This window comes from Streptomyces sp. DSM 40750, from assembly GCF_024612035.1.
Classification (GTDB): Bacteria; Actinomycetota; Actinomycetes; order Streptomycetales; family Streptomycetaceae; genus Streptomyces.
Map to the genome: position 1 here is coordinate 8739057 of NZ_CP102513.1, position 23351 is coordinate 8762407.

Genomic DNA, 23351 nt, shown 5'->3' on the forward strand with positions numbered 1-23351 from the left:
ATGGCGGTTGTTGCATTACCTGCACCCCATTGCAATGATTTTGCGGCTCTGACCTGCATATACGTCGATGGTACGCAACGAGGTCGTTGCGAGATCATTGAATGCAACGTAGCTTTTCTCTCGTTGGAAACGACGAGCCACAGGAGAGCATGATGCAGAAGTTCACCACCCCCGCCCCGATCGCCGCCGTCCTCGACATCCAGGCCGGGCGGGTGCAGGTCATCGCCGCCGACCGGGCCGACACCGCGGTCGAGGTCCGGCCCACGGACCCCTCCAACGGCCGGGATGTGAAGCTGGCCGAGCAGACCACGGTCGAATACGCCGACGGCACCCTGCGGATCACGGCCACGGCGGCGACGAAGAACCGGATCCTGGGCCCGGCCGGCTCGGTCGAGGTGACCGTCCAGCTGCCCGCCGACTCCCGTGTCGAGGCGAAGTCGGCCGGCGTCGAATTCCGGGGGGTCGGCCGGCTCGGCGACGTCGCCATCGACGCCGCCCTCGGCCCGGTCAAGCTCGACGAGACCGCGGGCGCCCGCCTGGCCGTCCTGGCCGGGGACGTCTCGGTCGGCCGCCTGGGCGGACCCGCGGAGATCAGCACCCAGCAGGGCGACATCCGCATCGACGAGGCCGTGCGCGGCACGGTCACACTGCGCACCCAGCAGGGACAGATCTCGGTCGGCGCCGCCCGCGGAGTCTCCGCCTCCCTGGACGCCGGCACCTCCTACGGCCGGATCCACAACGCGCTTGTCAACACCGAAGGCACCGCCGCCCAGCTCGACATCCACGCGACCACCGCCTACGGCGACATCACCGCCCGCAGCCTCTGACCTCGTAGCCTCGAAGGAGCACCCTCATGACGAACCCGGCTATCGCGGCGAACGGGTTGCGCAAGTCCTACGGCGACAAGGTCGTGCTCGCCGGCATCGACCTGGCCGTCCCCGAAGGAACGATCTTCTCCCTGCTCGGCCCGAACGGCGCCGGCAAGACCACCGCCGTCAAGATCCTCTCCACCCTCATCTCCCCCGACCCCGCCTCCGGCGAGATCCGCGTCGGCGGCCACGACCTCGCCGCCGACCCGCAGGCGATCCGCGCCGCGATCGGTGTCACCGGGCAGTTCTCCGCCGTCGACGGCCTCATCACCGGCGAGGAGAACATGCTCCTCATGGCGGACCTGCACCACCTGTCCAAGCGCGAAGGGCGGCGGGTCACCGCCGAACTGCTGGAGCGCTTCGACCTGGTGGAGGCCGCGAAGAAGCCCGCCTCCACCTATTCCGGCGGCATGAAGCGCCGCCTCGACATCGCCATGACCCTGGTCGGCAGCCCGCGCATCATCTTCCTCGACGAGCCCACCACCGGCCTCGACCCCCGCTCCCGCCACAACATGTGGCAGATCATCCGCGAGCTGGTCACGGGCGGCGTCACCGTCTTCCTCACCACCCAGTACCTGGAGGAGGCCGACGAACTCGCCGACCGCATCGCCGTGCTCAACGACGGCAGGATCGCCGCCGAGGGCACCGCCGAGGAACTGAAGCGGCTCATCCCCGGCGGGCACGTCCGGCTCCGCTTCACCGACCCGTCCGTGTACCGGAGCGCCGCCTCCGCCCTGCGCGAGGTCACCCGCGACGACGAGGCACTGGCGCTGCAGATCCCCAGCGACGGCAGCCAGCGCCAGCTGCGCACCATCCTCGACCGGCTGGACTCCGCCGGCATCGAGGCCGACGAGCTGACCGTGCACACCCCCGACCTCGACGACGTGTTCTTCGCCCTGACCAGCAGCACCACCGTGCCCACCCAGCCGAACCAGCCCAAGGAGAACGTCCGATGAGCGCGCCCCTGGCTCCCGCCCGCCCGACCCGCCTCTCCCTCGCCGTGCGCGACTCGTCCACCATGCTGCGCCGCAACCTCCTGCACGCCAGGCGCTATCCGTCTCTCACGCTGAACCTGCTGCTCACGCCGATCATGCTGCTGCTGCTCTTCGTCTACATCTTCGGCGACACCATGAGCGCGGGCATCGGCGGCGGAGACCGCTCCGCCTACATCGCCTACCTCGTGCCGGGCCTCCTGCTGATGACCATCGGCAGTACCACGATCGGCACCGCGGTGTCCGTCTCCAACGACATGACCGAGGGCATCATCGCCCGCTTCCGCACCATGGCCATCCACCGCGGCTCGGTGCTCATCGGACACGTCATCGGCAGCGTCCTGCAGTCGGTCGCCAGCGTGGTCCTCGTGGGCGCCGTCGGCGTGGCCATCGGCTTCCGGTCCACGGACGCCACGGCCCTGGAGTGGCTGGCGGCGTTCGGGCTGCTCGTGCTCTTCGCCCTGGCGCTCACCTGGATCGCCGTCGGCATGGGCCTGATCAGCCCGAACGCCGAGGCCGCCAGCAACAACGCGATGCCGCTGATCTTCCTGCCGCTCATCTCCAGCGCCTTCGTCCCGGTCGACGCGATGCCGGGCTGGTTCCAGCCCATCGCCGAGTACCAGCCCTTCACCCCGGCCATCGAGACCCTGCGCGGGCTCCTGCTCGGCACCGAGATCGGCCACAACGGATGGCTCGCCGTCGCCTGGTGCCTGGGCCTGGCGGTGCTCGGCTACTTCTGGTCGGCCTCGAAGTTCAACAGCGACCCGACGTAACCGCCATGACAGCGCGGGCCACTTCCCGCAACCCGTCCCACCCCAGGGCGGCGTACCCCCGACACCGCGTCGGCGTACGCCGCCCCGTTCGTATGCGGGGCGGTCTCGCGGGCCCGGCATGGACACCACCCACCCTCACCCGGCAACCCACCCTCACCAGGCGGACGCGGATCCACTTCCGACCGCCCCCACCGAATCACGCACCACCACATGCGTCCCCAACAACACATGCTCGTCGGAGGAATCCGGCCCTCGCTCCAGCGCCGTCCGTACGGCCAGCCGCCCCAACTCCTCGTACGGCACACGCACCGTCGTCAGCGGCGGATACAGATCCCGCGCGAACGGAATGTCGTCGTACCCCACCAGCGACACATCCCCCGGCACGGACACCCCCGCCCGGTGCAGGGCGGTCAGCGCCCCCGCCGCCACCATGTCGGTCGCGGCCATCACCGCCGTGAAGTCGAGCCTCTCCTCCAACGCCCGCCGCATCAAGCGGTACCCGGAGTCCCGCGTGAAGTCCCCGGCCAGCCGCAGCGCGGGGTCCGCCTCGACACCCCGCGCGCGATGCGCGGCCAGATACCCCCGCTCACGCCCCTGCGCGGTCGTGTGCTCCGGCTTGCCGCCGAGGAAGAGGATCCGCCGGTGGCCCTGGGACAGGACATGCGCGCACAGGGCGTACGCGCCGCCCTCGTTGTCGTACTCGATGACGCTGACCGGCGCCCCGGGGTCCAGCGGCGGTCGCCCGCACAGCACGAGCCGGGACCCGGCGGCCGCCAGCGCGTCGGCGACCTGCGCGGTACGCGACCGGTACTCGGGGGTGTCCGCGCCCCCGCCGACCAGGATGACCGCGGCGGCCCGCTGTGCCCGCATGGTCTCGATGAAGTCCAGCTCGTGCGCGGCGTCGCCGTCGGTGCTGCACACCAGGCAGAGATGGCCGAGCCGGGTCGCCTCGCGCTCCACACCGTGCGCCATCAGCGCGAACGAGGGGCCGGTGATGTCGTCGAGGACGAATCCGAGGGTGGGCGTGCCGACGCCGGCGATCGCCTTGGCGCGGGCGTCGGCGACGTAGTCCAGTTCGCGGACGGCCCGCAGCACCTGCGTGCGGGTCGCCGCGCTCACCGGGTAGACCCCGCCGAGCACCCGCGACACCGTCGCCGCCGAGACACCGGCGCGCGCGGCCACGTCCCGGATCGTGCTGCGGCCCCCGCCGTCGGCGCTCTTCCTCGTCATGCCCCGCCCCACCCGCCTGTCGGCAACGCCTCAGTAACCGGTTTCCCCGGAACGGAGGCTAGCAGCGGGGGAGGGCCGGAACGCTCTGTTCGTCAGCCCAGCGTCCTGGCGATCGCCGAGACCGCCTCCGGTCCCACGCGGCAGCACCCCCCGATCAGCCGGGCCCCGGCCGCCCGCCACCCCTCCACCTGCTCGGTGGTGAACGTCGACCGCCCGGTCCAGGCCCGCGCCGACGCGTCCCAGACCTCCCCGCTGTTCGGGTACACGACGACCGGCTTGCCGGTGACCCGGACGGCCGTCTCGACCGCCCCGTCCACGTCATCGGGCGAGCAGCAGTTCACGCCCACGGCGACGACCTCTTCGGCGTCGGCGGCCGGCGCGAAGGCCTCCTCCAGCGGCTGCCCGGCACGGGTGCGGTCGCCGGCGATGGTGTACGACAGCCAGGCGGGCACCTCCAGACCGCGGATCGCCCGCAGCAGCGCCTCGGCCTCGTCGGTGTCCGGGATCGTCTCCAGCGCCAGGGCGTCGGGGAAGGTGGCGGCGAGCGCCTCGAGGCGCGGCCGGTGGAACCGTTCCAGCTCGGCCACGCTCAGCCCGTACCGGCCCCGGTATTCGGAGCCGTCCGCGAGCATGGCCCCGTACGGGCCGACCGAGGCCGCCACCAACAGCGGGCGCGTGATGCCCTTCGCCTTGGCCTCCACCGCCGCGTCCACGGCCAACTCGACGCTCAGGGACATGAGTTCGGCCGCGCGCTCCCGACGGATCCCGCGCTTGGCGAAACCCTCGAAGGTGGCCTGGTAGCTGGAGGTGATCGCCACGCTCGCGCCCGCCTCGAAGTAGGCGAGATGGGCCTCGGTGATCGCCTCCGGCCGCTCCGCGAGCAGCCGTGCCGACCAGAGCTCGTCGCTCAGGTCGTGCCCGGCCGACTCCAGCTGGTTGGACATACCACCGTCGAGCACGAGGACATCGGTGGCGAGGGCAGCGGCGAAGGGGCTGACGGGGGGACCGGGGATGCCGGGGAAGCCGGGCGTGTTGCTGGTCATGCCGTCGACGGTAGTCGAGCCGGGGAGGCGGGCCCACCCGATTGTGTCCAGTACATGAACAGATCGACCACCATGTGGAACGCGGCGATACGATCACGCCCTCCCCGTCCCCCTCCACCCCAGCCCCCGGGAACCGCCATGACCACCCCCAGCACCCCCGAGGCCACCGAGCCAGAGCCGACCCCGGTCCCGGTCCCGGCAGCCGAGACGGCCCCGGCGACGAGCCCGGCCGCACCGGGCCGCAAGTTCGGCCTCGCCGCGGCCACCGCCCTCGTCATGGGCAACATCATCGGCGGCGGTATCTTCACCCTCCCCGCCGCCGTCGCCCCGTACGGCACGGTCAGCCTGCTCGCCTTCGTCATCCTCTCCGTCGCCGCCGTGCTGCTGGCCCTGCTCTTCGGCCGACTGGCCAAGCGCAGCCCCGTAACCGGTGGCCTGTACGTCTACCCGCGCGACGCCTTCGGCCCCTTCGCGGGCTTCCTGTCGGCCTGGTCGTACTGGACGATGTGCTGGGTCAGCATCGCCGCGCTCGCCGTCGGTGTCGTCGGCTATGTCGACGTGTTGATACCCCTGGGCGACAGCAAGGTCGTCCTGGCGCTGGTGGCCCTCGCCGCCCTGTGGCTGCCGGCCGCCGCGAACTTCGCGGGCACCCGCTACGTCGGCGCCGTGCAGATGGTCTCCACGGTCCTGAAGTTCGTGCCGCTGCTGCTCGTCGCCACCATCGGCCTGTTCTCCATCGACACCGACAACTACGGCCCCTTCAACGCCTCCGGCGAGAGCACCCCCGGCGCGGTCGCAGCCGCTGCCGCGCTCCTCCTCTACAGCTTCCTGGGCGTCGAGTCCGCCGCCGTCAGCGCCGGCGAGGTCCAGGATCCGGAGCGCACCGTGGGCCGCGCCAGCGTCCTCGGCACGCTCGCCTCCGCGCTCGTCTACATCCTCGGCACGGTCGCCGTCTTCGGCCTGGTTCCGCACGAGGAACTGGTCGAGTCCGGGGCGCCGTTCGCCGACGCGGTCAACTCGATGGCCGGGGGCAGCTGGGGCGGCACGGTGATCGCGCTGGTCGCGGTCGCCTCCATCGTCGGCTGCCTCAACGGCTGGGTGCTGCTCAGCGCCCAGATGCCGTACGCCGCCGCCCGCGACGGGCTGTTCCCGAAGCCCTTCGCCCGCGTCGGCAAGGGCGGCGTCCCCGGCTTCGGCGTCCTCGCCACCGCCGTCCTCGGCACGCTCCTCATCGCCGTGAACTACGCGGACGACCCGGACACCGCCTTCCGCGTCCTGGTCCTCATCACCACGTTCACCGGCTGCGTCCCGTACCTGCTCTCCGCCGCCGCCCAGCTCTACTGGCTGGCCCGCGGCACCCGCGAGGCCGTCCGCCCCGCCGGCCTGGTCCGCGACCTCATCGTCGCCGCCCTCTCCTTCGCCTTCTCCTTCTGGCTGATCGCGGGCGCGGGCTACGCGGCCGTCTACCAGGGCGTCCTGTTCCTCTTCGCCGGCATCCCGGTGTACGTGTGGCTGCGCGGCCGACAGGAGAAGCCGACCGCTGCCGAGGCCGACGCCACCGCGTAGGCACAGCCGCGCAGTGTGATCGGACGGGCGGGCGGCCGCTGACCCCCGTACAGCGACCGCCCGCCCGAGCTCTGTCTCATCTTTCGATATGCCGGTCTCAGCCTGTGGCGGCGTGCCGTCCGCCCCGGCGTCGGTTGTTCCTGCGGCGCCTGCTCACCGGAACCAGCAGCCCGGACAGCATGCCGACGGCGAGCGCGTACGGCCACCAGCCGAACCCGCTGTCGGCGGAGGCGCTCGCGTTCTGCGTACGGGTGTCCTGGGCGTCGGTGTCGGAACCGGAGCCGGCGGCGGCCTTGACGGCCGGCGAGGGACTCGCCTTCGCCGTGGTCAGGACGACGTCGTTGCCGTCGCCGCCCTTGTAGCTGATCTTGTACGTGGTGTCGGCGAGCTTCACCTTGGCGCCCTCGCGCAGCCCGGTGAACGTACCGGTGTTCTTGGCCTTGCCCTTGTGGTCGATCACGGTGACCTTCTCGCCGGGCCCGCCGACGGCGCCCAGGGCCGCGAAGTCCAGCTCACCGGCCAGCTTCACCGCCCCGCTCACCTTCAACGGCTTCTCCCACACCACCAGTTCGCCCTGCTTGGTCTGGGTGTAGCCGCCGGTCACCGTGAGGCCGGCCACGACCGCGCCCGCGTTGGTCACCGAGCCCTTCACCGTGCCCTTGCCGGACAGCGACCTGGTCACCTTCAGTCCGGCCGTGCCCACGTCGAGCTTCGCCCCGGTGGTGGTGAGCCGAATGGTCTTGCTACGACCGAGAGTCGCTCCCGAGCGGAGTGCCAGTGTGCCCTTGGTGACGGTCGTCTTCCCGGTGTACGTCACCGCGCCGCCCGTCAGGGTCGTGGTGGCCGCGCCCGACTGCGTGAGCGAACCGCTGCCGCCGATGCGCGAGAGGGACACGGGCTTGGAGACGTTGCGGACGATCAGCGAGCCGTTGTTGACCACCTTGGAGAGGTCGCCCTTGGTGTACAGGCCGCCGTCGCCGCCGGACTTGCCGCTGCCCAGCCGCAGCACCGCGCCCTTCTCGACCGTCGTCGAGCCGTTGTAGTACTGGACGGCCGCGAAGGTGACGTCGTTGCCCTTCGTCCCCTTGATGACGATGTCCCCGGCGCCGGGCGCGGAGAGCGTGTCGTGGAAGACTCCACCGCCGATGGGTGCGCCCAGCGTCACCGGCCCGTTGTAGTTGAACGTGAGAAGCGAACGGGAGCGCGCGGCAAGGAGGTTGATGTACACCGTCTCGGCCGTGCCCGGCATGAAGATCTTGTTCGTGGTCCCGTCGCCCCACTGGACGTTGGCGCCCTTGATGTTGGTGCCGCGCTTGTTGATGTTCTTGCGGGCGGGCGTCCAGTTCAGGGCGGGGTCGCTGAGCGAGGGGTTGGTGTCGCCGCCCTGGTTCGACCAGCTGTACTGGCCGGTGAGGATCACCTTGCTGCCGGGCCGCGACTGGACGTTGATGTCGCTGCCGTACTCGCGCTGGTAGAAGTCCATGCCCTGGGTGACGGTCTGGCCCAGCGGGGTGTCCACGGTCCAGGTGCCCTGGTTGAGGACCTTGCGCGCACTCGGCAGCGAGGTCGCGAACTCCGGGCGTCCGGCGTTGACCTGGGTGCCGTTGTCGATGACTCCGGTGAAGGGGTGGGTGCCCGAGAGGTCCCACGTGGCCCAGAGGAACCTCGGCTGGGTGACCAGGCCGGAGCCGCTGATGGTGCCGAGGTTGTACTGGACGTCCTTCAGGGAGAGCCGCAGGGTGCCGTCGACCCGGATGTTGTCCTGGTTGAGCCGGAACGCCGGGGTGTTGTAAGGGAAGTGGCCGATCAGGCCGGTCCCGCCACCGTTGCCGTACTGGAGGGTCGCGCCCTTCTCGACGGTCACGGCCGGCGGGTCCGGGTTGGAGACGGTGACGTACGGGTGGTTGCCGCCGAGTGTCTTCACGGTCTGCCGCTGCCGGGACTTCGGCAGAGTGAAGTCGCTGTCCTTGGTGAGGACCAACGTGCCGGTGCCGCGCACGGTGAGCGTGCCCGTGCCGCTGAACACGCCGTCGTACCTGGTCGTCCCGGACGGCACGGTCACCACCGTGTCACCGGCGAGCGTGACGTTCCGCCCGGCCAGTACGTCGGCGGTCACATCGCGGGGGCCGGCGGCGGTCGCGGTCGGGGCACCGAGCATGAGGGCGGTGACCGCCAGGGCTCCGGCGGCCGCCGCTGTCTTGTGGGTTTGGCTGCGCACGACATCGGAGACGGTCCGGGGCCCGCTCGATAACAGAAATTTCGCAACCGCCGGGTTCGACGCATCAGTTCGTTCCTGTGAGCTTGTGTACGTCTCGCCCGACCCGTTGACCTCGGCGTAACACGCCCTTACCTTTCAGCCGTTCGGAATGACTGATCTTGTGCGAAATGTCGAACGATTCTGTTTTCTTTTGTGTCCCCCCACGTGCAGCAAGCTGCAGAGAGGCAGACCGCATGAGCCGCGAGCACGAACTCCCGGAGCCCCCCAACCGCAGGCTGCTCCTGAAGGGCGCCCTGGCCGCGGGCGCCCTCACCGCCATGCCCGCCACCCTCGCCCACGCGGCGAGTTCCCCGGCGGGGCCGGGCGCCGCCGCGCCGTACGTCAACCCGCTGGTCCGCAACCGTGCCGACCCGCACATCAACCGGCACACGGACGGCTTCTACTACTTCACGGCGACCGCGCCCGAGTACGACCGGATCATCCTGCGCAGATCCCGCACCCTGCGCGGGCTGTCGACCGCCGCCGAGTCCGTGATCTGGCGCAAGCACGAGACGGGCGTGATGGGCGCGCACATCTGGGCGCCGGAGATGCACCGCATCGACGGCAAGTGGTACATCTACTTCGCCTCCGCGCCCGCCGAGGACATCTGGGCGATCCGGATCTGGGTCCTGGAGAACTCCCATCCCAACCCGTTCAAGGGCACCTGGGTCGAACGCGGCCAGCTGAAGACCGCCTGGGAGACCTTCTCCCTGGACGCCACCACCTTCACCCACCGGGGCTCCCGCTACCTCGCGTGGGCGCAGCACGAGCCCGGGATGAACAACAACACCGCGGTCTGGCTGTCGAGGATGGCCGACCCGCTGACCCTGACGGGTCCTCAGGTACGGCTCACCACCCCGGAGTTGGACTGGGAGGTCATCGGCTTCAAGGTCAACGAGGGGCCGTCGGTCATCAAGCGCCACGGCCGGCTGTTCATGACGTACTCGGCGAGCGCGACCGACTTCAACTACTGCATGGGCCTGCTGACCATCGACGCGGACGCCGACCTCATGGACCCCGCGAACTGGTCGAAGTCCCCGACGCCGGTCTTCACCAGCAACGACACCACCAAGCAGTACGGGCCGGGCCACAACAGCTTCACCGTCGCCGAGGACGGCCGCACCGATGTCCTCGTCTACCACGCCCGCCAGTACAAGGACATCGTCGGCGACCCGCTCAACGACCCCAACAGGCACACCCGCATCCAGCGCCTCGGCTGGAAGCCCGACGGCACCCCCGACTTCGGCGTCCCCGTAGCCGACACACCCACCCCGAACGCCCGGTAAGGAGAGTTGAGATGAGACGTACGTACGCGATGCTCCTCGCGCTCTGTCTGGCGCTGGCCGGCGCCCTCGTCACCGCCGGCCCCGCCCAGGCGGCGCCGCAGACCATCACCAACGGCACCCAGTTCACCGACAGCGGAGGCAACGCCCTCCACGCCCACGGCGGCGGCGTCATCAAGGTCGGCTCGTACTACTACTGGTTCGGCGAGAACAGGAACTCCGACAACACCTTCCGGTACGTGTCGGCCTACCGCTCCACGGACCTGAAGAACTGGGAGTTCCGCAACCACGTCCTGACCCAGGCCACCGACCCCGAGCTGGCGACCGCCAACATCGAGCGGCCGAAGGTCATGTACAACGCGGCCACCGGCAAGTTCGTGATGTGGATGCACAAGGAGAACGGCGTCGACTACGGCGAGGCCCGCGCCGCTGTCGCCGTGTCGGACACGGTCGACGGGAACTACACCTGGCGGGGCAGCTTCCGTCCGCTCGGCACGCACATGTCCCGTGACATCACCGTCTTCGTGGACACCGACGGCACCGGCTACATGGTCTCGGCGGCCCGCGAGAACTACGACCTCCAGATCTACCGGCTCACCGCCGACTACACCGGCATCGCCGCCCTCGTCGCCGACCCCTGGCACGGCGGCCACCGCGAGGCCCCGGCCCTGTTCAAGCGCAACGGTGTCTACTTCATGCTGACGTCGGGCGCGACCGGCTGGAACCCCAACCAGCAGCAGTACGCCACCGCCACCAACATCGCGGGCCCGTGGACCGCCATGGCGAACGTCGGCGACTCGACGACCTTCGGCTCGCAGACGGCCTACGTCCTCCCCGTGCAGGGCACGTCGACCACCTCGTACCTGTACATGGGCGACCGCTGGGGCAACTCCTTCGGCGGCAAGGTCAACGACTCCCGCTATGTCTGGCTGCCGCTGACCTTCCCGACCTCCACCACGATGTCCATGTCCTGGGCGCCGGAGGTCACCGTCGACACCGCCACCGGCACGATCAGCGGCACCAGCGCCACCAACAACACGCTGATCGCCCGCCACTCCTCCAAGTGCGCCGACGTCACCAGTCAGTCGCTGTGGGCGGGCGCCCAGATCAAGCAGTACACCTGCAACAGCGGCAACAACCAGAAGTACTGGTTCAAGTCCGTCGGCAGCGGCTACTACCAGCTGATGACCCGGCACAGCTCCCTGTGTGTCCAGGAGAACGCCGGCACGGTCACCCAGGAGAACTGCAACTCGTCGGCCACCAACCAGCAGTGGTCGCTGACCACCTCGGGCAGTTACGTCAAGGTCGTCTCCCGCGCCAGCGGCGAGTGCCTGGACGTGAACGGCGCGTCCACCGCCGACTCGGCCGCGATCATCACGTACACGTGCAACAGCGGGACGAATCAGCAGTGGACGCGCGGTACATGACGGGGCCTCAGCTCAGGAGGTCGATCGCGTCGATCGACGTTCCCGCACTGAGATAGGACGTCGACCCCGACCCGCTCACCACGTTGATCTTCAGCACGTTGTACTGGCTCGTGTCCGTCAGCCAGGCGGACGCCGGCACGCTGTAGGTGAACGTGTGGTTGTTGCCCCGGTAGGACCCGTTGGTCAACGACCGGGTGTTCGGCTGGGTGGGCGGGGAGGGGATGGCCGACGTCCAGGTGTCGTTGACGACGACCTGCGGCCGGCCGTTGGCGTAGGCCGTCGTCACACCGACGCGCAGCGTGTGCGCGGCGGCGGCCTGTGCGGCGGTCAGCCGGAAGTAGACGAGGAGACCGCTGTTCACGTCCTTCCAGAGGTAGCAGGGGAAGGCGGAGGTCTCGGTGCCGCTGCCGATCACCACGTTGCCGGTCCAGGCGGCGGCCCGGACGTCCGACGGATGCGCGTACGTCATCAGGTCGGCGTTCTTGAAGCCGCCCGGTGTGCCGTTCCAGTCGTTGATCCGCCAGATCGCGCTCGCGTTGGACGGGTCGTTCGACGACGGGATCGCGATCGAGTTCAGGGTCGTCGTACCGCCCGCCGTGACCGTCACCGACGTCGTGTACACCGCCAGCTCACCCTTGAAGACCGTGAGCGTGTACGTCCCCGGAAGAACCCCCGGGATGGAGTAGTAGCCGTCCGACGCCCGAGCCGAACCCCAGTACTGCGCCGCCGAGTTGGCGAGCCCCACCGTGTACGCGTACGACGTGTTCCGGCCGGTGATGCCGACGCCCGCGACCCGGCCCCGGCCGCTCGCCCCGACGTACCCGGACAGGCCGAGCGAGTCCGCCCACGAGGTGGTCAGCGTGCCCGGGAACAGCGACGAGGAGGGCGCCCCGCCGTCCGTGAAGGCGATGACGTACGGGCCCTGGAGGCCGAACCGCTGCTCCTCGGTCTGGTTCTGCCCGTAGTAAAGGATCTCGTACAGGCCGCCGCCGTCCGCGCTCTGGTGGCGCAGCAGGGAGCGGTAGAAGGGGCCGCCGGAGGCCTTCTCGTGATTGCTGCGCACCATCCACAGACCGACGCCGTTCGCCGACCAGCCGACGTAGTTGTAGTCCATGACCCGGAGCTTGGAGAAGTGCTTCGAGCGGGTCTGGCCGTCGGACTTCCTGAACACGTCCGAGGCCTCGATGGTGGTCGGCGCGTAGGTGTACGAGTCGGGCTCGTCGTTGAGGAACAGGCCCGCCTTCACGCGCACGATGTAGCGGGTCGCCGAGACCGAGGTGTCGGCCTTGTTGGTCCACAGGTAGATGTTGTTCTCGCCGCTGCGGGCCGCGTAGTAGTGCTTCAGCGTGCCGTAGGTGACGGAGACGAGGATCGTCGAGCCGGACTGCCTGATGGTGACCGTGGAGCTGCCGAGGCCGGACTCGATGTGCGAGTTCATGCCGCCGTAGCCCTGGTACTCCGTGCCCCGGTAGACGAGCGACGACAGGTCGCCGTTGCTCTTCCTGACCTTGAACACGAGGTTCGCACCGGTGTCGATGACGTAGTGGGTGCCGTCGTCGGTGTAGCCGAAGGCGGCGGCACGGGCGGTGCCGGCCAGTGGGCCGGCGAGCGCGGCACCGGCGGCGGTGGCCGCGGCGCCGACGACGAAGCCGCGACGGCCGAGGCCGGGTGCGGTCGGTCTGCCGATGGATTCGGACATGGGGGTCCTCCTCGAAGGTGTGGGGGGAGTGCGGGTGATTCGGAAGGGTGACAGTTGAATCGATTTCGCGAAAGGGCTTTCGTGGCAGGGAAGTTGGCGATCCTGTGAAATCGATCCGACAACTAGAAAGCGCTTGCCAAACGATGTACCGTCCAGCCGCCAGGTCTTGTCATCCTCGGGAGGAGCCGCAATGAGACGTTTCACCGTCGCCGCGCTGACGGCGGCGACGACCCTGGGCACCGTCCTCACGGCCGTACCGGCCGAGGCGCACCGGGGCCCCGCGCCGCTCGGCTTGGAGAACTGCGCCGCGAACGCCTGTCACTTCGACGTCCCGGCCGGCACGTACGACGTGACGGTCCGCCTCGGCGGTGCGAACGCGGCGAGCACGAAGGTCACCGGCGAGTCGCGCCGCACGCTCCTCGCGGAGACGGCCACCGAGGCGGGCGAGCCCGTCTCCCGCGGCTTCACCGTCAATGTCCGCACCCCCGAGGGCGAGCCGACGGGCGCCGACGGCACCCCCGGCCTGGACCTCGTCATCGGCGGCTCCGCGCCCGCCCTCGCCGACATCCGCGTGACCCCGGCGAAGCGGGCCCGCCAGATCTTCCTCGTCGGCGACTCCACGGTCTGCGACCAGCCCGGCGACCCGTACTCCGGCTGGGGCCAGCAGCTCCCGCAGTACCTTCGCAAGGGCGTCTCGGTCGCCAACTACGCCGACTCCGGCGAGAGCACCGTGTCCTACCTCGCCGACTCCCGGCTGTGGGCCACCGTCCAACCGCAGATCCGCCGCGGCGACCTGGTCCTGATCCAGCTGGCCCACAACGACAAGCAGACCGACGAGGCGACCTACCGGGCGAACCTCGAAACCCTGGTCGCGGGCGTCCGCGAGAAGGGCGGGAAGCCGGTCCTGGTCACCCCGATCGTCCGCCGCTGGTTCAACGCGGACGGTACCCTGAACAACAACACCGCCCTGCTGGTCAACGGCCTCGGCGTCGACCACCCGGCGGTCACCCGCTCGGTCGCGGCGGCCCGCGACGTGCCCCTGATCGACCTCACCGCCCGGACGAAGGCGCTGGTCGAGTCCCTGGGCACCGAGGGTTCCAAGGCGCTCTACCTCTACAACGAGAAGCGCGACAACACCCACACCTCCGTCCACGGCGCGACCGTCTACGCCGACCTGGTCCGCGACGAACTCGTCGCCCAGGGTCTGGTGCCCGAGGGGAAGGTCAGGGTGGGATGAGCCCCTGGGGCGTCTCGACCGGAACCGGGGCGCCCCAGGTTCGAACCGCAGCGACGACGAAACGGAAAGTGTCACGGCATGCCCCCAGAGGACCGCACCCTCAGCCCGTACACCGGCTACACCCGCGCCCACTGGGAAGCCGCCGCCGACTCGCTGCTGGCGGCCGTGGAGCCGTACGCGACCGCCGACGGGGCGCTGTACCACCTGCCGGGCGACCGCACGAGCTGGTCGGGCCATCTCTCGGACGGCCTGGAGGGATACGCCCGCACGCTGCTCCTCGCCGCCTTCCGCCAGGACGAGAAGGCCCTCGCACGGTACGGGGACGGCCTCGCGGCCGGTGTCTCGGGCGTCTGGCCGCGCATCGAGGACCGCAGCCAGCCCCTGGTGGAGGCCGCGTCGATCGCCTTCGCGCTCCGCGTGACCCGGGAACTGCTCTGGGACCGGCTCGACGACGCCGTCCGCCAGCGGGCGGCGGCCTGGCTCGGCGACGCGCTCACGGCCGAACCCTGGCCCTGCAACTGGGAGTTGTTCCCGGTCACGGTCGGCGGCTTCCTGGAAGAGATCGGCCACGAGCCGGAGCTGTCCCGCCGGGTCATCGACCAACGGCTCGACCGTATCGAGCAGTGGTACGTCGGCGACGGCTGGTACACCGACGGCGACGGCCGCAAGTTCGACTACTACAACGGCTGGGCGATGCACCTGTACCCGGTGCTGCACGCCTGGCTGGCGAACGACGAGCGCCTGCTGGACCTGTACGGCGGCCGCCTGTCGACCCATCTCGCCGACTACGCCCGCCTGTTCGGCGGCGACGGCGCCCCCATGCACCAGGGCCGCTCCCTGACCTACCGCTTCGCGACCACGGTCCCGCTGTGGCTGGGCGCACTCACCGGCCGTACGCCGCTGTCGCCGGGGGAGACCCGACGGCTGGCCTCCGGGGCGCTGAAGTACTTCCTCGACCGGGGCGCGGTGGACGACCGAGGCCTGCTGTCGCTGGGCTGGCACGGACCCAACTCGGCCGTACTGCAAGGCTATTCGGGTCCCGCGTCCCCGTACTGGGCCAGCAAGGGCTTCCTCGGCCTGCTGCTGCCGCCGGACCACGAGGTGTGGACGGCAACGGAGGAACCCGGACCGGTGGAGCGCGGGGACGAGCTGCGGCCGGTGGGCCCCGCCAACTGGCTGCTGCAGTCGACGCGTTCGGACGGCGTCGTCCGGCTCCACAACCACGGCAGCGAGGACGTCCGCTACGACCCGTACTACACCCGGCTCGCCTACTCGACGGTGACGGCGCCCGTGCCCCTGGCCGCCCCTTCGCCGTCGTACGACAACAGTGTGATCGTCGGGGGCGATGCGAGCCGTACGGACATCGTGCCGCTGGGGGTGGGGGAGGGCTGGGCGGCCTCCCGGCACTCGGTCGGCGACGGGATCCGGGTCACCAGCCTGGTGCTGGCCCAGGGGGCGGTGGAGGTGCGCGCCCACCTGGTCGCGGGGGCGGCCCCCGGGACGCCCGTGCGGGTGACGGGCTGGGCGGCCACGGAGGGCGTACGGGCCGAACTCGCGCCGGTCGTGGGGCTGTCGGAGGAGCTCACCGGTGCCACCGCCGAGGGCGACACACTCTTCGTGGCCCTCGCCCGGCTCACCGCCGAACCGGAGCCGGCCGCGCTGGAGGAGCTGGTCACCGTGCGCGTGGACGGGACGGGCGAACTGCACGTCCGCTGGAGCGGAGGGCGCGAGGTGCGGGCGCGGCTGGAGGACGGAGCCGTCGCCGGGGGCGGGATCGGGGTCGGGGTACGAGCCTGAGCTGAAAGAGCGTTTCCCTACCGCGGCCGCTGACCTGAAAGAACGTTTCCCTATCGTGGCTGCTGGTGGTCCGTCTTTGTGAGCAGCGCGCCCAGGATCACGGGGGCGGCACGCCGCGCGGTGGTGATGAGGACCGTCCGGTCACCGTCCTGGCATTCGATGACGACGCCGTCGCGTTTGAAGGTGCTGAGCCAGGCGACCGGGTCGTCGGGCCGCAGCGGTCGGACGCTCTGTACGGTCAGCGTCTCCGGAAGCGGCCTGCGGGCGAGGTTTCCGAAGGGGTCCGGTGTCGCTGCCGGACGCCCGTCCCCCACCACCAGGTGGTCGAATCCGTCCACGCTGTAGGGGACGTCTCCGCGTACGGTCGCGGGCACGCACCGTCTCCCCGTGGGGGGAACCGGAACGACGCCGCTGGGGTCCGTGGCGCGGCGGGTGCGCCGCAGCCTCACCACTGTGTACAGGACGGCCAGCATCAGGACCGGCGGAAGGCCGACCGCCATGATCAGGGAGACATCCCCTGCACCGCCGCTCGTCCCGGCCGCGAGAAAGCCGAGAAGGCCCAGGGCGGCACCTGCCACAGGCCCCACGGTGAGGTGCCAGGCGTCGGCCTGCGTCGCGGTGGGGTAGCGGTAGCGGTGCCACCAGCCGGCCCACAGCGCACCGAGCCCGAAGAGCAACACGAAGAGACCGGAGCCCAGAAAGAACCGCCAGTCGTCGGTGGACGAGCCCACGGTCTGCTGGGCAGCGGCGCCGAACGTCACGGCGCGGATCTCACCCCGCCAGTACGTCAGCGTCACCTCGTCACCGGCGCGCACGGCGTTGTACACCGGCTCCGGTCCTGTCATCTCCACGCGCTGCGTGCTGTGCGAACCCTTTTCGGTGAGGAGGAGCCAGTACATGTGGCTCGTCCTGCGCTGTTCCTCCTTCTTGCTCACGACGGTTGCCGGACCTGTCGTCGTGCACGAGTCCGACTGCGTGCCGGCCGGGCAGGCGGTCGCGGCGGCGTACGCGAGTTGGTCCGCCCGAACACCCGGTGCGGTGGCGAACAGCACGGCGGAGAGCAGCACGAGGAGGAGGCCGAAGCCGGTCATCAGCAGCGACTTCCGCGCGTGGGGCGCTCTTCGAGTCCGGTCCGTCATCCCCGCCGCCCCCTCCTGCCGCCCCCGCGGCAGCAACTGATCGTCTTCCCGCACATTCTGCCCTGCGCGCCCTACGGCGAAGAGGGCCCGCCAGATCTTCCTCGTCGGCGACTCCACGGTCTGCGACCAGCCCGGCGACCCGTACTCCGGCTGGGGGCCAGCAGCTCCCGCAGTACCCGTCGAGGGGTGCGTCGGCGCTCGCCGACGGGTACGTCCGGCCGAGGCTTCGACCACCGGCACATCGGACGGACGGCGTATCCCGGCCGGGACACCGTCATGAAATGAGGGCGGGCTCCGAATGATTCTTCGAACCTGAAGGTATGCCTTACGCGTTGGGGTTGGACGACGCTCTTCGCGCTGGGGGACAGATGGGCACAGCGGGGCGGTTACGTTTCGATGGTCGTGTGGCCGTGGTGACCGGTGCGGGCCGTGGGCTGGGCAGGGAGTACGCGATGCTGCTCGCGGCACGGGGCGCGAAAGTGGTCGTCAACGACGTCGGGAGCGAGGTCGACGGGCAGGGCGCCTCGTCGCTGCCCGGAGAGACGGTGGCCGGGGAGATCGTCGCGCGGGGGTGGGGAGGCCGTCGCGGACGCCCACGACGTCTCCAGCACGGCAGGCGCCCGGGCCGTGGTGGGAGCCGCACTGGACCGGTGGGGGCGGCTCGACATCGTGGTCAACAACGCGGGCATCGCGACTCTGCGGCCGTTCGACGCGTTCTCCGACGAGGAGTGCCGCCGCATGCTGGACACCCATCTGGGCGGGACGCTGAACATGCTGCGCGCCGCGTCGCCCCACCTGGTCGAGTCCGGCTGCGGACGCATCGTCGACACCTGCTCCGACGCGCTCTTCGGCGACACCGGGGTCAGTCTCTACGCCGCCGGGAAGGGCGCCATCCTGGGGCTGACCAAGTCGCTGGCAGCCGAAGGAGCCCCGTACGGAATCAAGGTCAACTCGGTCGCCCCGTGACGGCTGAACCCTGAGGAAACAGTCCGCCGGGTGCCCTCGCCACCGAGCTGACCAGGGCACCCCCGTCAGGTGCGGGAGCCCCCGAATCCCCTGCCACTCCAGGCTCGGGGAAGCCGGGGCGGGCGCGCCGGATCGGAGTGCCTCCATGACGAGCACCCCGCCTTGGCAGTGGGCCAGGCCCCCGGGCGGCGCACGCGGCCTCGCCCGGGCGGTTGCCGACTGCCGGCACCGGACCGCCCGCCGCATCGAGGGCCGGGTCGACGTCCACGGTGTCATCCACGACCGGGGCAGCAGCCGGATCGTGGAATCAGCCCTCTTCCTCCGGCTCCTCCACACACGGGCGTCCCGGGAACGACTGCGCCACGAGCAGGAGCAGACCACCGGGTATCTGCGGCGATCATGCTCCGGGACCGGATGGCAATCTCTGCTCGCGCGCGCCGCCCTGGGCAGGGCCGCCCAGGGCGACCGTGCCCGCGCGGCCGCGTTCCTGGACTCGTTCACCCACTTCACCGGCGTCCGCAAGAGGGCGCTGCTGGAGACCGTCTTCGCGCTGTGCGGACTGGCGCCCTACGACCCGCGCATCGCCGCACTCGATCCGCCCCGCCCCGGCCAGGTGGCGACCTGGACGCGGTTGGCGCTGCTGGCCATGCGGACGCTGCACGCCGGCGCGACCGGCGGCGCCGCGCGTGTTCCGCCGGCCGGGCACGCCGAACTGCGCCGGCTCCTGGTCTCGGGCACCCGCCGGAAGGTGTGGGAAGGCAACCTCCTGGTGCACCTTCTCGCCCTCCACGCCCTGCACACCCTGGACCCCGGAGCCCCCGAGATACGCGCGGGGATCCGGGCCCTGGCCTCGTGTCAGAACCCCGACGGCGGACTGCCCTTCACCGAAAGCCATGACCTGTTCCTCACGGCCAAAGCCGGCCTCGCCCTGGTCCGGGCGGGCCGCGCGCACGACCGGGTGGCGCGGATGGCCGACCATGTGGCCGCCGCGCAGAGTCCCGGCGGGGGATGGCCCTACGCGTTGCAGGTCCACCAGTGCGACGCGGACAGCACCGCGGTGTGCCTGGAGCTCCTCCGCGCCGTCGGACCCCGCCGGTACGCCGCCCACATAGCCGCAGGCCAGGCCCAGCTGCGAAGCCTGGCCGGAGCCGACGGGGGATTCCCCACCTACCGGGCCGGCAACCCGTCCGAAGCCGAGACGACCGCCGGGGCGCTCATCGCCCTGGGCCCCGGCCTCACGGCGTCCGACTCCCTCGCCCGCGCCGCAGCGAACTGGCTCATCGATCATCAGTCCGCCGACGGTACCTGGCCGAGGAGCTGGACGATCAGCGAGTCCAGCGTGATCGAGCGCGCCGTCCACGCACTCACGGGCCTGCCCGCCGCCCTCGCGGCCCTCCCCGCGCAGCGGACCGAGCAAGCCCTGCGGCGCGCCGCCGCACGCCTGACGGACACCCAGAACGCCGACGGCGGCTGGGGGCAGACCCCCGGCACCGCCAGCGACCCGATCAGCACCGCACGCGCGCTGTCGGGCCTGGCCAGGCTGGACCACTGGCCGGGCACCCGCCGGGCGGCCGACCACGGCATCGCCTGGCTGGTCGCCGCCCAACTCCCCGACGGCAGCTACCCCGGGCCGCCCGACCAGGTCGGGCCCCGCCCCATCCCGTACGAATTCCCCGCCCTGGCCGACATCCACGCCCTGGCGGCGCTCGCCGCCTGGCGCGCACCGGACCGGCGCCGGTCCCTGAGCGACGACCTGAGGACGGTCCATGACTGAGGACGACGACCGGAGCGCGTGGACCGACCTGCGGGGCACGCCCGGCGGGCCGACCCCGTCCGGTATGGAGGACCTCCGCATCCCGGAGCTCTACCTGCCCTTCCCCCCGAAGGACCCCAACCCCGCCCTGGAGCGGGCACGGACCACCATGGACGCCTGGCTCACCGAGTACGGCCTGTGCCGGTCCGCCGCATCGCAGCGCAGCCTGCGGCGCACCCAGGTGCCCCTGATCACGGCCCTCACCTATCCGGACGCCGCCCCCCGCACCCTGGAACTCCTCACCCAGTGGGCCACCTGGACCTTCATCATCGATGACGATTTCGACGACGGCCCCGACGGCGAGGACCCCCAGCGGTGCGCGGCCGCGCTCGGCACGCTCCTGCCGATACTCGACGGGGCCCGCCCGGGCAGCGGGGCATCGGCCCGCGCCTTCGCCGACACCCTGGAACACCTCACGAGCGGCAGATCGCCCGGCTGGTGCCGCATGCTCCGCGACGACATCCGGGCCTACCTGTGGTCGTACTACGAGGGGCTCCTGGACCGGCTCACCGGGCGGACACCGACCCTGGCCGCCTACCGGCACCGGCGCGCGGTCAGCGTCGCCGCCTACACCTGGCTCGACCTCACCGAGATCGCAGCCGGCATCGACCTCCCCGACACCGTGCGGCATCTGTCCAGTTTCCGCGACCTGCGCACCGCGGCCGCGGAATACGTCGGGCTCCACAACGACCTGTGGTCCCTGGACAGGGACCGCGCCGCAGGCGGCTTCCACAACGCCGTCCTGCTCCTCCAGCAACAGGAGCACAGCACCTCCCAGGAAGCCGTGGACCAGGTCAACGCCCTGCTGAGCGCATGCGTCCACCGCATGACCACCGCCGAAACCGAGCTCGCCGCCCACCTGCGAGCGGCCGGAGCCACCGACCGGACCCGAGCCGACGCCCGCACCTGCGCGGACGGCTACCGCGCGTTCGTCCGCGGCTGCGCCGACTACCACCACCAGGTCGACCGCTACACCCGCCCCGACCCCGACCAGTCCGACGACACCCCCACCCACGGGATCTTCCAGCCCGGTGCGCACCGCATCGATCACCCAGGAACCCGCGTGCGGTGGACGAAGGCCGTGCCACGGGGCATCGACTGACGTCAGGGCTTCAGCCGGGCGATCCTCAAGGTCGTCGTGGTCGGTGACGCTCCCGTGAGGGCGGTCGAGTAGGAGGGCGTGACCGGGGCGTACGCCCAGGTCAGCGTGGCGTCCTTGAGGACCGCGATGTCACCGCTGATCCGGGCCTTGACGACCTTGTCGGCGCCGTGGAGCTTGCCGTTCCAGTCGACGAGGCGGAAGTGGGTGCCCGTGAAGGTGCCGGTGCACGTGCCGCTCGCGCACTTGGCGTTCTTCAGGGACTCCCAGGAGACGAGGAGCCGGCTCTTGCCGTAGGGCGCGACACGGACGTTGACATGTTCGGTGCCCTTGGCGCTGGTGAGGTAGACCGGCTTGCCCGACGGGGTGTCGCGGTTCTTGAGGAAGGCGACGGCCACCTGATGGGTGCTGGTCTTCGGCTTGACCGTCCAGCCCCGGCCGCTGGAGTCGTCCGGGTTCTTCTTGGCGGAGGCGGCGCCGCGCGAGGCGAAGGCGGTGGCGTAGCGGCCGGTGGACGACTTCACCAGGTCGCCGGTGCGGCCCGCGAAGGTGCCGCCGCAGTAGCCCGCCCAGCACTGCTCGCGCTGCACCACGGGCGCGTTGTCCGGGGCACCGATCCCGGTCGAGACGAAGAGCCCCGAGCGCCAGTCGTCGAAGCAGAGGGAGGTGAAGGCGCCGGACGTCTCGGCGCGCAGGGCTATGCCCTCGTTGTGGGAGCAGCCCCAGCCCCAGCCGCCGCTGAGCTTCTTGCCCTTGGGGCCCACGTACGCGAGCTTGTCGCCGAAGTGGCCGTCGGCGAAGCCGCCCGCGCCGTGCACGACGAAGTAGGCGCCGTACTTCTTGCCGTTCCAGGCGAGCTGGCCGTCGAGCAGCGGGGCCGTGTCGTGGGAGGAGGTGCCGGTGAGCTTGGTCCGCCAGGTCTGCTTGCCGTTCTGGTAGCGGATCAGCGCCGCGGCCGTCTCCTTCCACTTGTTGGTGTCGGCGACCCGGGTCAGCAGCGCGAACCCGTCATTGTGCGCGACGAGACCACCGACCTCCTTGGTCCCCTTGACGACCGTGTCGGCGCCCGAGCGCTTACCCGCCGAGGTCAGCGGGGTGACATGGATACCGTCCGAGGCGGGCCAGGCGACCCGCAGTGTGCCGTTCGGCGCCACGGCCGTCGCCGTCCGCGTCCACTCCCGGCTGTTGTTGTAGCCGGCCGAGAGGTAGGGGAACTTCGCCGACAGGCTCACGGTCGTGTCGGTGACGGTGAGGGCACCGGCCACCGCCGTGGTCGTGGGCGCCGCCCCGGCTGTCGCGTACCAGGCGCCGGCCAGTACGGACGCCGCCACGAGCGAGCCGATGACGGGCTTGCGCGCGAGGTGGCGACGACGGTGTCCGGACGGGGCGGGGGGTGTGGGTGTTGCGGATGTCATGCCCTGTGGTCGCCACCCGGGGGCGGAAGGTTGCCGTCGAGGCGAGACATGTTTGAGACGTCAAGAGCAGTCCCCCTCGTTCGTACCGCCGCCGCGCACGTCGCCGTGGGGTTCGGTCATCGCTCACGTTCCTCGGGCCCCTCGGGTTCCCCGGGTTCCCCGTGTCCGTGGCCTTCCCGGGGCCAGTGGGTGAGCGCCAGATGCAGCGCCTCGACGGACTTGTCCCACGACCTCCGCACGTCCCGCGGCGCACCGAAGCCGCCCCCGGCCTCCAGGGCGCAGTAACCGTGGAAGGTGCTTCGCAACAGCCGTACGGCGTCGGTGAGATCGGGTTCGTCGAGGCCGTACGCGCGGAGCATGCCGTAGGTGATCTCGGCGGTGCGGCGCAGGGCGGGGGAGTCGGTGACGAGGACCTGGTCCACGGGGATCTGCGTGGCCGCGTACCGGCCGGGGTGCTGGAGGGCGTACTCCCGGTAGGCCCCCGCGAACGCGACGAGCGCGTCCCTGCCGGCCCGCCCGGCCACGGCCGCCGCGATCTCGTCGATCATCTCGCCGCCGGCGAGCAGTGCCATACGCGTGCGCAGGTCCTGGAGGTTCTTGACGTGCGAGTACAGACTCGCGTCCTTGACCCCGAAGTGGCGGGCCAGCGCGGAGAGCGAGACGTTCTCGAAGCCGACCTCGTCGGCGAGATCGGCGGCGGCTGCGGTGATGCGGTCGGGGGTCAGGCCGACTCGGGGCATGGGGTT

18 protein-coding genes and 2 pseudogenes are annotated in these 23351 nt (G+C 70.9%); 13 read left to right on the plus strand and 7 right to left on the minus strand.

Annotation, left to right across the window (positions count from 1 at the left end):
• Nucleotides 1-152: 152 nt before the first annotated feature.
• Genes JIX55_RS38720 through JIX55_RS38730 form a run of 3 tightly spaced genes read left to right on the plus strand, consistent with a single transcriptional unit; the run spans nucleotide 153 to nucleotide 2634 of the window.
• Nucleotides 153-827, plus strand: coding sequence for a DUF4097 domain-containing protein (locus JIX55_RS38720; RefSeq protein WP_257569620.1), 675 nt, complete (start codon nucleotides 153-155; stop codon nucleotides 825-827).
• Nucleotides 828-853: 26 nt separating this feature from the next.
• Complete coding sequence (locus JIX55_RS38725) at nucleotides 854-1825, plus strand: ATP-binding cassette domain-containing protein (RefSeq protein ID WP_257567887.1); 972 nt, start codon at nucleotides 854-856, stop codon at nucleotides 1823-1825.
• A complete protein-coding gene (locus JIX55_RS38730; RefSeq protein WP_257567888.1) occupies nucleotides 1822-2634 on the plus strand; it encodes an ABC transporter permease in 813 nt (270 codons plus the stop codon). The genes JIX55_RS38725 and JIX55_RS38730 overlap by 4 nt, the downstream gene beginning before the upstream one ends.
• 153 nt (nucleotides 2635-2787) lie before the next feature.
• On the opposite strand, the gene JIX55_RS38735 is transcribed toward JIX55_RS38730, so the two are convergent.
• Nucleotides 2788-3864, minus strand: a complete 1077-nt coding sequence (locus JIX55_RS38735) for a LacI family DNA-binding transcriptional regulator (protein WP_257567889.1) — start codon at nucleotides 3862-3864, stop codon at nucleotides 2788-2790.
• Nucleotides 3865-3956: 92 nt separating this feature from the next.
• A complete protein-coding gene (gene mmuM / locus JIX55_RS38740; protein WP_257567890.1) occupies nucleotides 3957-4907 on the minus strand; it encodes a homocysteine S-methyltransferase in 951 nt (316 codons plus the stop codon).
• A 138-nt stretch (nucleotides 4908-5045) separates the two neighbouring features.
• Between mmuM and JIX55_RS38745 the strand changes: the two genes are divergently transcribed.
• Complete coding sequence (locus JIX55_RS38745) at nucleotides 5046-6473, plus strand: amino acid permease (RefSeq protein ID WP_257567891.1); 1428 nt, start codon at nucleotides 5046-5048, stop codon at nucleotides 6471-6473.
• Nucleotides 6474-6570: 97 nt separating this feature from the next.
• Here the strand turns inward: JIX55_RS38745 and JIX55_RS38750 are convergent, their stop codons facing one another.
• The gene (locus JIX55_RS38750) at nucleotides 6571-8691 is read right to left on the minus strand and encodes an autotransporter (protein ID WP_257567892.1); all 2121 of its coding nucleotides are present in this window, start codon (nucleotides 8689-8691) and stop codon (nucleotides 6571-6573) included.
• 233 nt (nucleotides 8692-8924) lie between these two features.
• Here JIX55_RS38750 and JIX55_RS38755 point away from each other — a divergent pair, with 233 nt between their 5' ends.
• Nucleotides 8925-10016: a glycoside hydrolase family 43 protein gene (locus JIX55_RS38755; protein WP_257567893.1), complete on the plus strand. Its 1092-nt coding sequence runs from the start codon at nucleotides 8925-8927 to the stop codon at nucleotides 10014-10016.
• Between the two features lie 11 nt (nucleotides 10017-10027).
• Entirely contained in the window at nucleotides 10028-11440 is a 1413-nt protein-coding gene (locus JIX55_RS38760; protein WP_257567894.1) for an RICIN domain-containing protein, read from the plus strand.
• A gap of 7 nt (nucleotides 11441-11447) precedes the next feature.
• Here JIX55_RS38760 and JIX55_RS38765 read toward each other — a convergent pair whose 3' ends face one another.
• Nucleotides 11448-13139, minus strand: a complete 1692-nt coding sequence (locus JIX55_RS38765; protein WP_257567895.1) for a rhamnogalacturonan lyase B N-terminal domain-containing protein — start codon at nucleotides 13137-13139, stop codon at nucleotides 11448-11450.
• A 190-nt stretch (nucleotides 13140-13329) separates the two neighbouring features.
• On the opposite strand from JIX55_RS38765, the gene JIX55_RS38770 reads away from it, so the two are divergent.
• Nucleotides 13330-14376 carry a rhamnogalacturonan acetylesterase gene (locus JIX55_RS38770; protein WP_257567896.1) on the plus strand — a complete coding sequence of 349 codons (1047 nt, stop codon included), beginning with the start codon at nucleotides 13330-13332 and terminating at the stop codon, nucleotides 14374-14376.
• A 78-nt stretch (nucleotides 14377-14454) separates the two neighbouring features.
• Nucleotides 14455-16173, plus strand: a complete 1719-nt coding sequence (locus tag JIX55_RS38775) for a DUF2264 domain-containing protein (protein WP_257567897.1) — start codon at nucleotides 14455-14457, stop codon at nucleotides 16171-16173.
• A gap of 50 nt (nucleotides 16174-16223) precedes the next feature.
• On the opposite strand, the gene JIX55_RS38780 is transcribed toward JIX55_RS38775, so the two are convergent.
• Nucleotides 16224-17312, minus strand: coding sequence for a hypothetical protein (locus tag JIX55_RS38780; RefSeq protein WP_257567898.1), 1089 nt, complete (start codon nucleotides 17310-17312; stop codon nucleotides 16224-16226).
• 76 nt (nucleotides 17313-17388) lie between these two features.
• Between JIX55_RS38780 and JIX55_RS51595 the strand changes: the two are divergent.
• From JIX55_RS51595 to JIX55_RS38795, 5 genes and pseudogenes are all read left to right on the plus strand, one after another.
• A pseudogene (locus JIX55_RS51595) lies at nucleotides 17389-17506 on the plus strand (carbohydrate esterase); the annotation flags it as partial.
• Nucleotides 17507-17680: 174 nt separating this feature from the next.
• A pseudogene (locus JIX55_RS51190) lies at nucleotides 17681-17770 on the plus strand (SDR family NAD(P)-dependent oxidoreductase); the annotation flags it as partial.
• 169 nt (nucleotides 17771-17939) lie between these two features.
• Nucleotides 17940-18278, plus strand: coding sequence for an SDR family NAD(P)-dependent oxidoreductase (locus tag JIX55_RS38785; protein WP_257567899.1), 339 nt, complete (start codon nucleotides 17940-17942; stop codon nucleotides 18276-18278).
• A 145-nt stretch (nucleotides 18279-18423) separates the two neighbouring features.
• On the plus strand, nucleotides 18424-20052 hold the full coding sequence (locus tag JIX55_RS38790; RefSeq protein WP_257567900.1) for a prenyltransferase/squalene oxidase repeat-containing protein: 1629 nt from the start codon (nucleotides 18424-18426) through the stop codon (nucleotides 20050-20052).
• Nucleotides 20045-21193, plus strand: coding sequence for a terpene synthase family protein (locus JIX55_RS38795; RefSeq protein WP_257567901.1), 1149 nt, complete (start codon nucleotides 20045-20047; stop codon nucleotides 21191-21193). Before JIX55_RS38790 ends, JIX55_RS38795 begins: the two co-directional genes overlap by 8 nt.
• 2 nt (nucleotides 21194-21195) lie before the next feature.
• On the opposite strand, the gene JIX55_RS38800 is transcribed toward JIX55_RS38795, so the two are convergent.
• Both JIX55_RS38800 and JIX55_RS38805 read right to left on the minus strand, forming a co-directional pair.
• Nucleotides 21196-22605 (minus strand): hypothetical protein, encoded by a 1410-nt coding sequence (locus JIX55_RS38800; RefSeq protein WP_257567902.1) that lies wholly within the window; start codon nucleotides 22603-22605, stop codon nucleotides 21196-21198.
• A gap of 116 nt (nucleotides 22606-22721) precedes the next feature.
• Nucleotides 22722-23345, minus strand: coding sequence for a TetR/AcrR family transcriptional regulator (locus tag JIX55_RS38805; protein WP_257567903.1), 624 nt, complete (start codon nucleotides 23343-23345; stop codon nucleotides 22722-22724).
• Between the last annotated feature and the right edge of the window lie 6 nt (nucleotides 23346-23351).

Coding starts and splice junctions, on each gene's coding strand:
- JIX55_RS38765 (WP_257567895.1), bottom strand. CDS start 13,139: ATGTCCGAATCCATCGGCAGACCGACCGCACCCGGCCTCGGCCGTCGC.
- JIX55_RS38790 (WP_257567900.1), top strand. CDS start 18,424: ATGACGAGCACCCCGCCTTGGCAGTGGGCCAGGCCCCCGGGCGGCGCA.
- JIX55_RS38720 (WP_257569620.1), top strand. CDS start 153: ATGCAGAAGTTCACCACCCCCGCCCCGATCGCCGCCGTCCTCGACATC.
- JIX55_RS38770 (WP_257567896.1), top strand. CDS start 13,330: ATGAGACGTTTCACCGTCGCCGCGCTGACGGCGGCGACGACCCTGGGC.
- JIX55_RS38805 (WP_257567903.1), bottom strand. CDS start 23,345: ATGCCCCGAGTCGGCCTGACCCCCGACCGCATCACCGCAGCCGCCGCC.
- JIX55_RS38755 (WP_257567893.1), top strand. CDS start 8,925: ATGAGCCGCGAGCACGAACTCCCGGAGCCCCCCAACCGCAGGCTGCTC.
- JIX55_RS38730 (WP_257567888.1), top strand. CDS start 1,822: ATGAGCGCGCCCCTGGCTCCCGCCCGCCCGACCCGCCTCTCCCTCGCC.
- JIX55_RS38795 (WP_257567901.1), top strand. CDS start 20,045: ATGACTGAGGACGACGACCGGAGCGCGTGGACCGACCTGCGGGGCACG.
- mmuM (WP_257567890.1), bottom strand. CDS start 4,907: ATGACCAGCAACACGCCCGGCTTCCCCGGCATCCCCGGTCCCCCCGTC.
- JIX55_RS38780 (WP_257567898.1), bottom strand. CDS start 17,312: ATGACGGACCGGACTCGAAGAGCGCCCCACGCGCGGAAGTCGCTGCTG.
- JIX55_RS38725 (WP_257567887.1), top strand. CDS start 854: ATGACGAACCCGGCTATCGCGGCGAACGGGTTGCGCAAGTCCTACGGC.
- JIX55_RS38760 (WP_257567894.1), top strand. CDS start 10,028: ATGAGACGTACGTACGCGATGCTCCTCGCGCTCTGTCTGGCGCTGGCC.
- JIX55_RS38745 (WP_257567891.1), top strand. CDS start 5,046: ATGACCACCCCCAGCACCCCCGAGGCCACCGAGCCAGAGCCGACCCCG.
- JIX55_RS38800 (WP_257567902.1), bottom strand. CDS start 22,605: ATGACATCCGCAACACCCACACCCCCCGCCCCGTCCGGACACCGTCGT.
- JIX55_RS38735 (WP_257567889.1), bottom strand. CDS start 3,864: ATGACGAGGAAGAGCGCCGACGGCGGGGGCCGCAGCACGATCCGGGAC.
- JIX55_RS38775 (WP_257567897.1), top strand. CDS start 14,455: ATGCCCCCAGAGGACCGCACCCTCAGCCCGTACACCGGCTACACCCGC.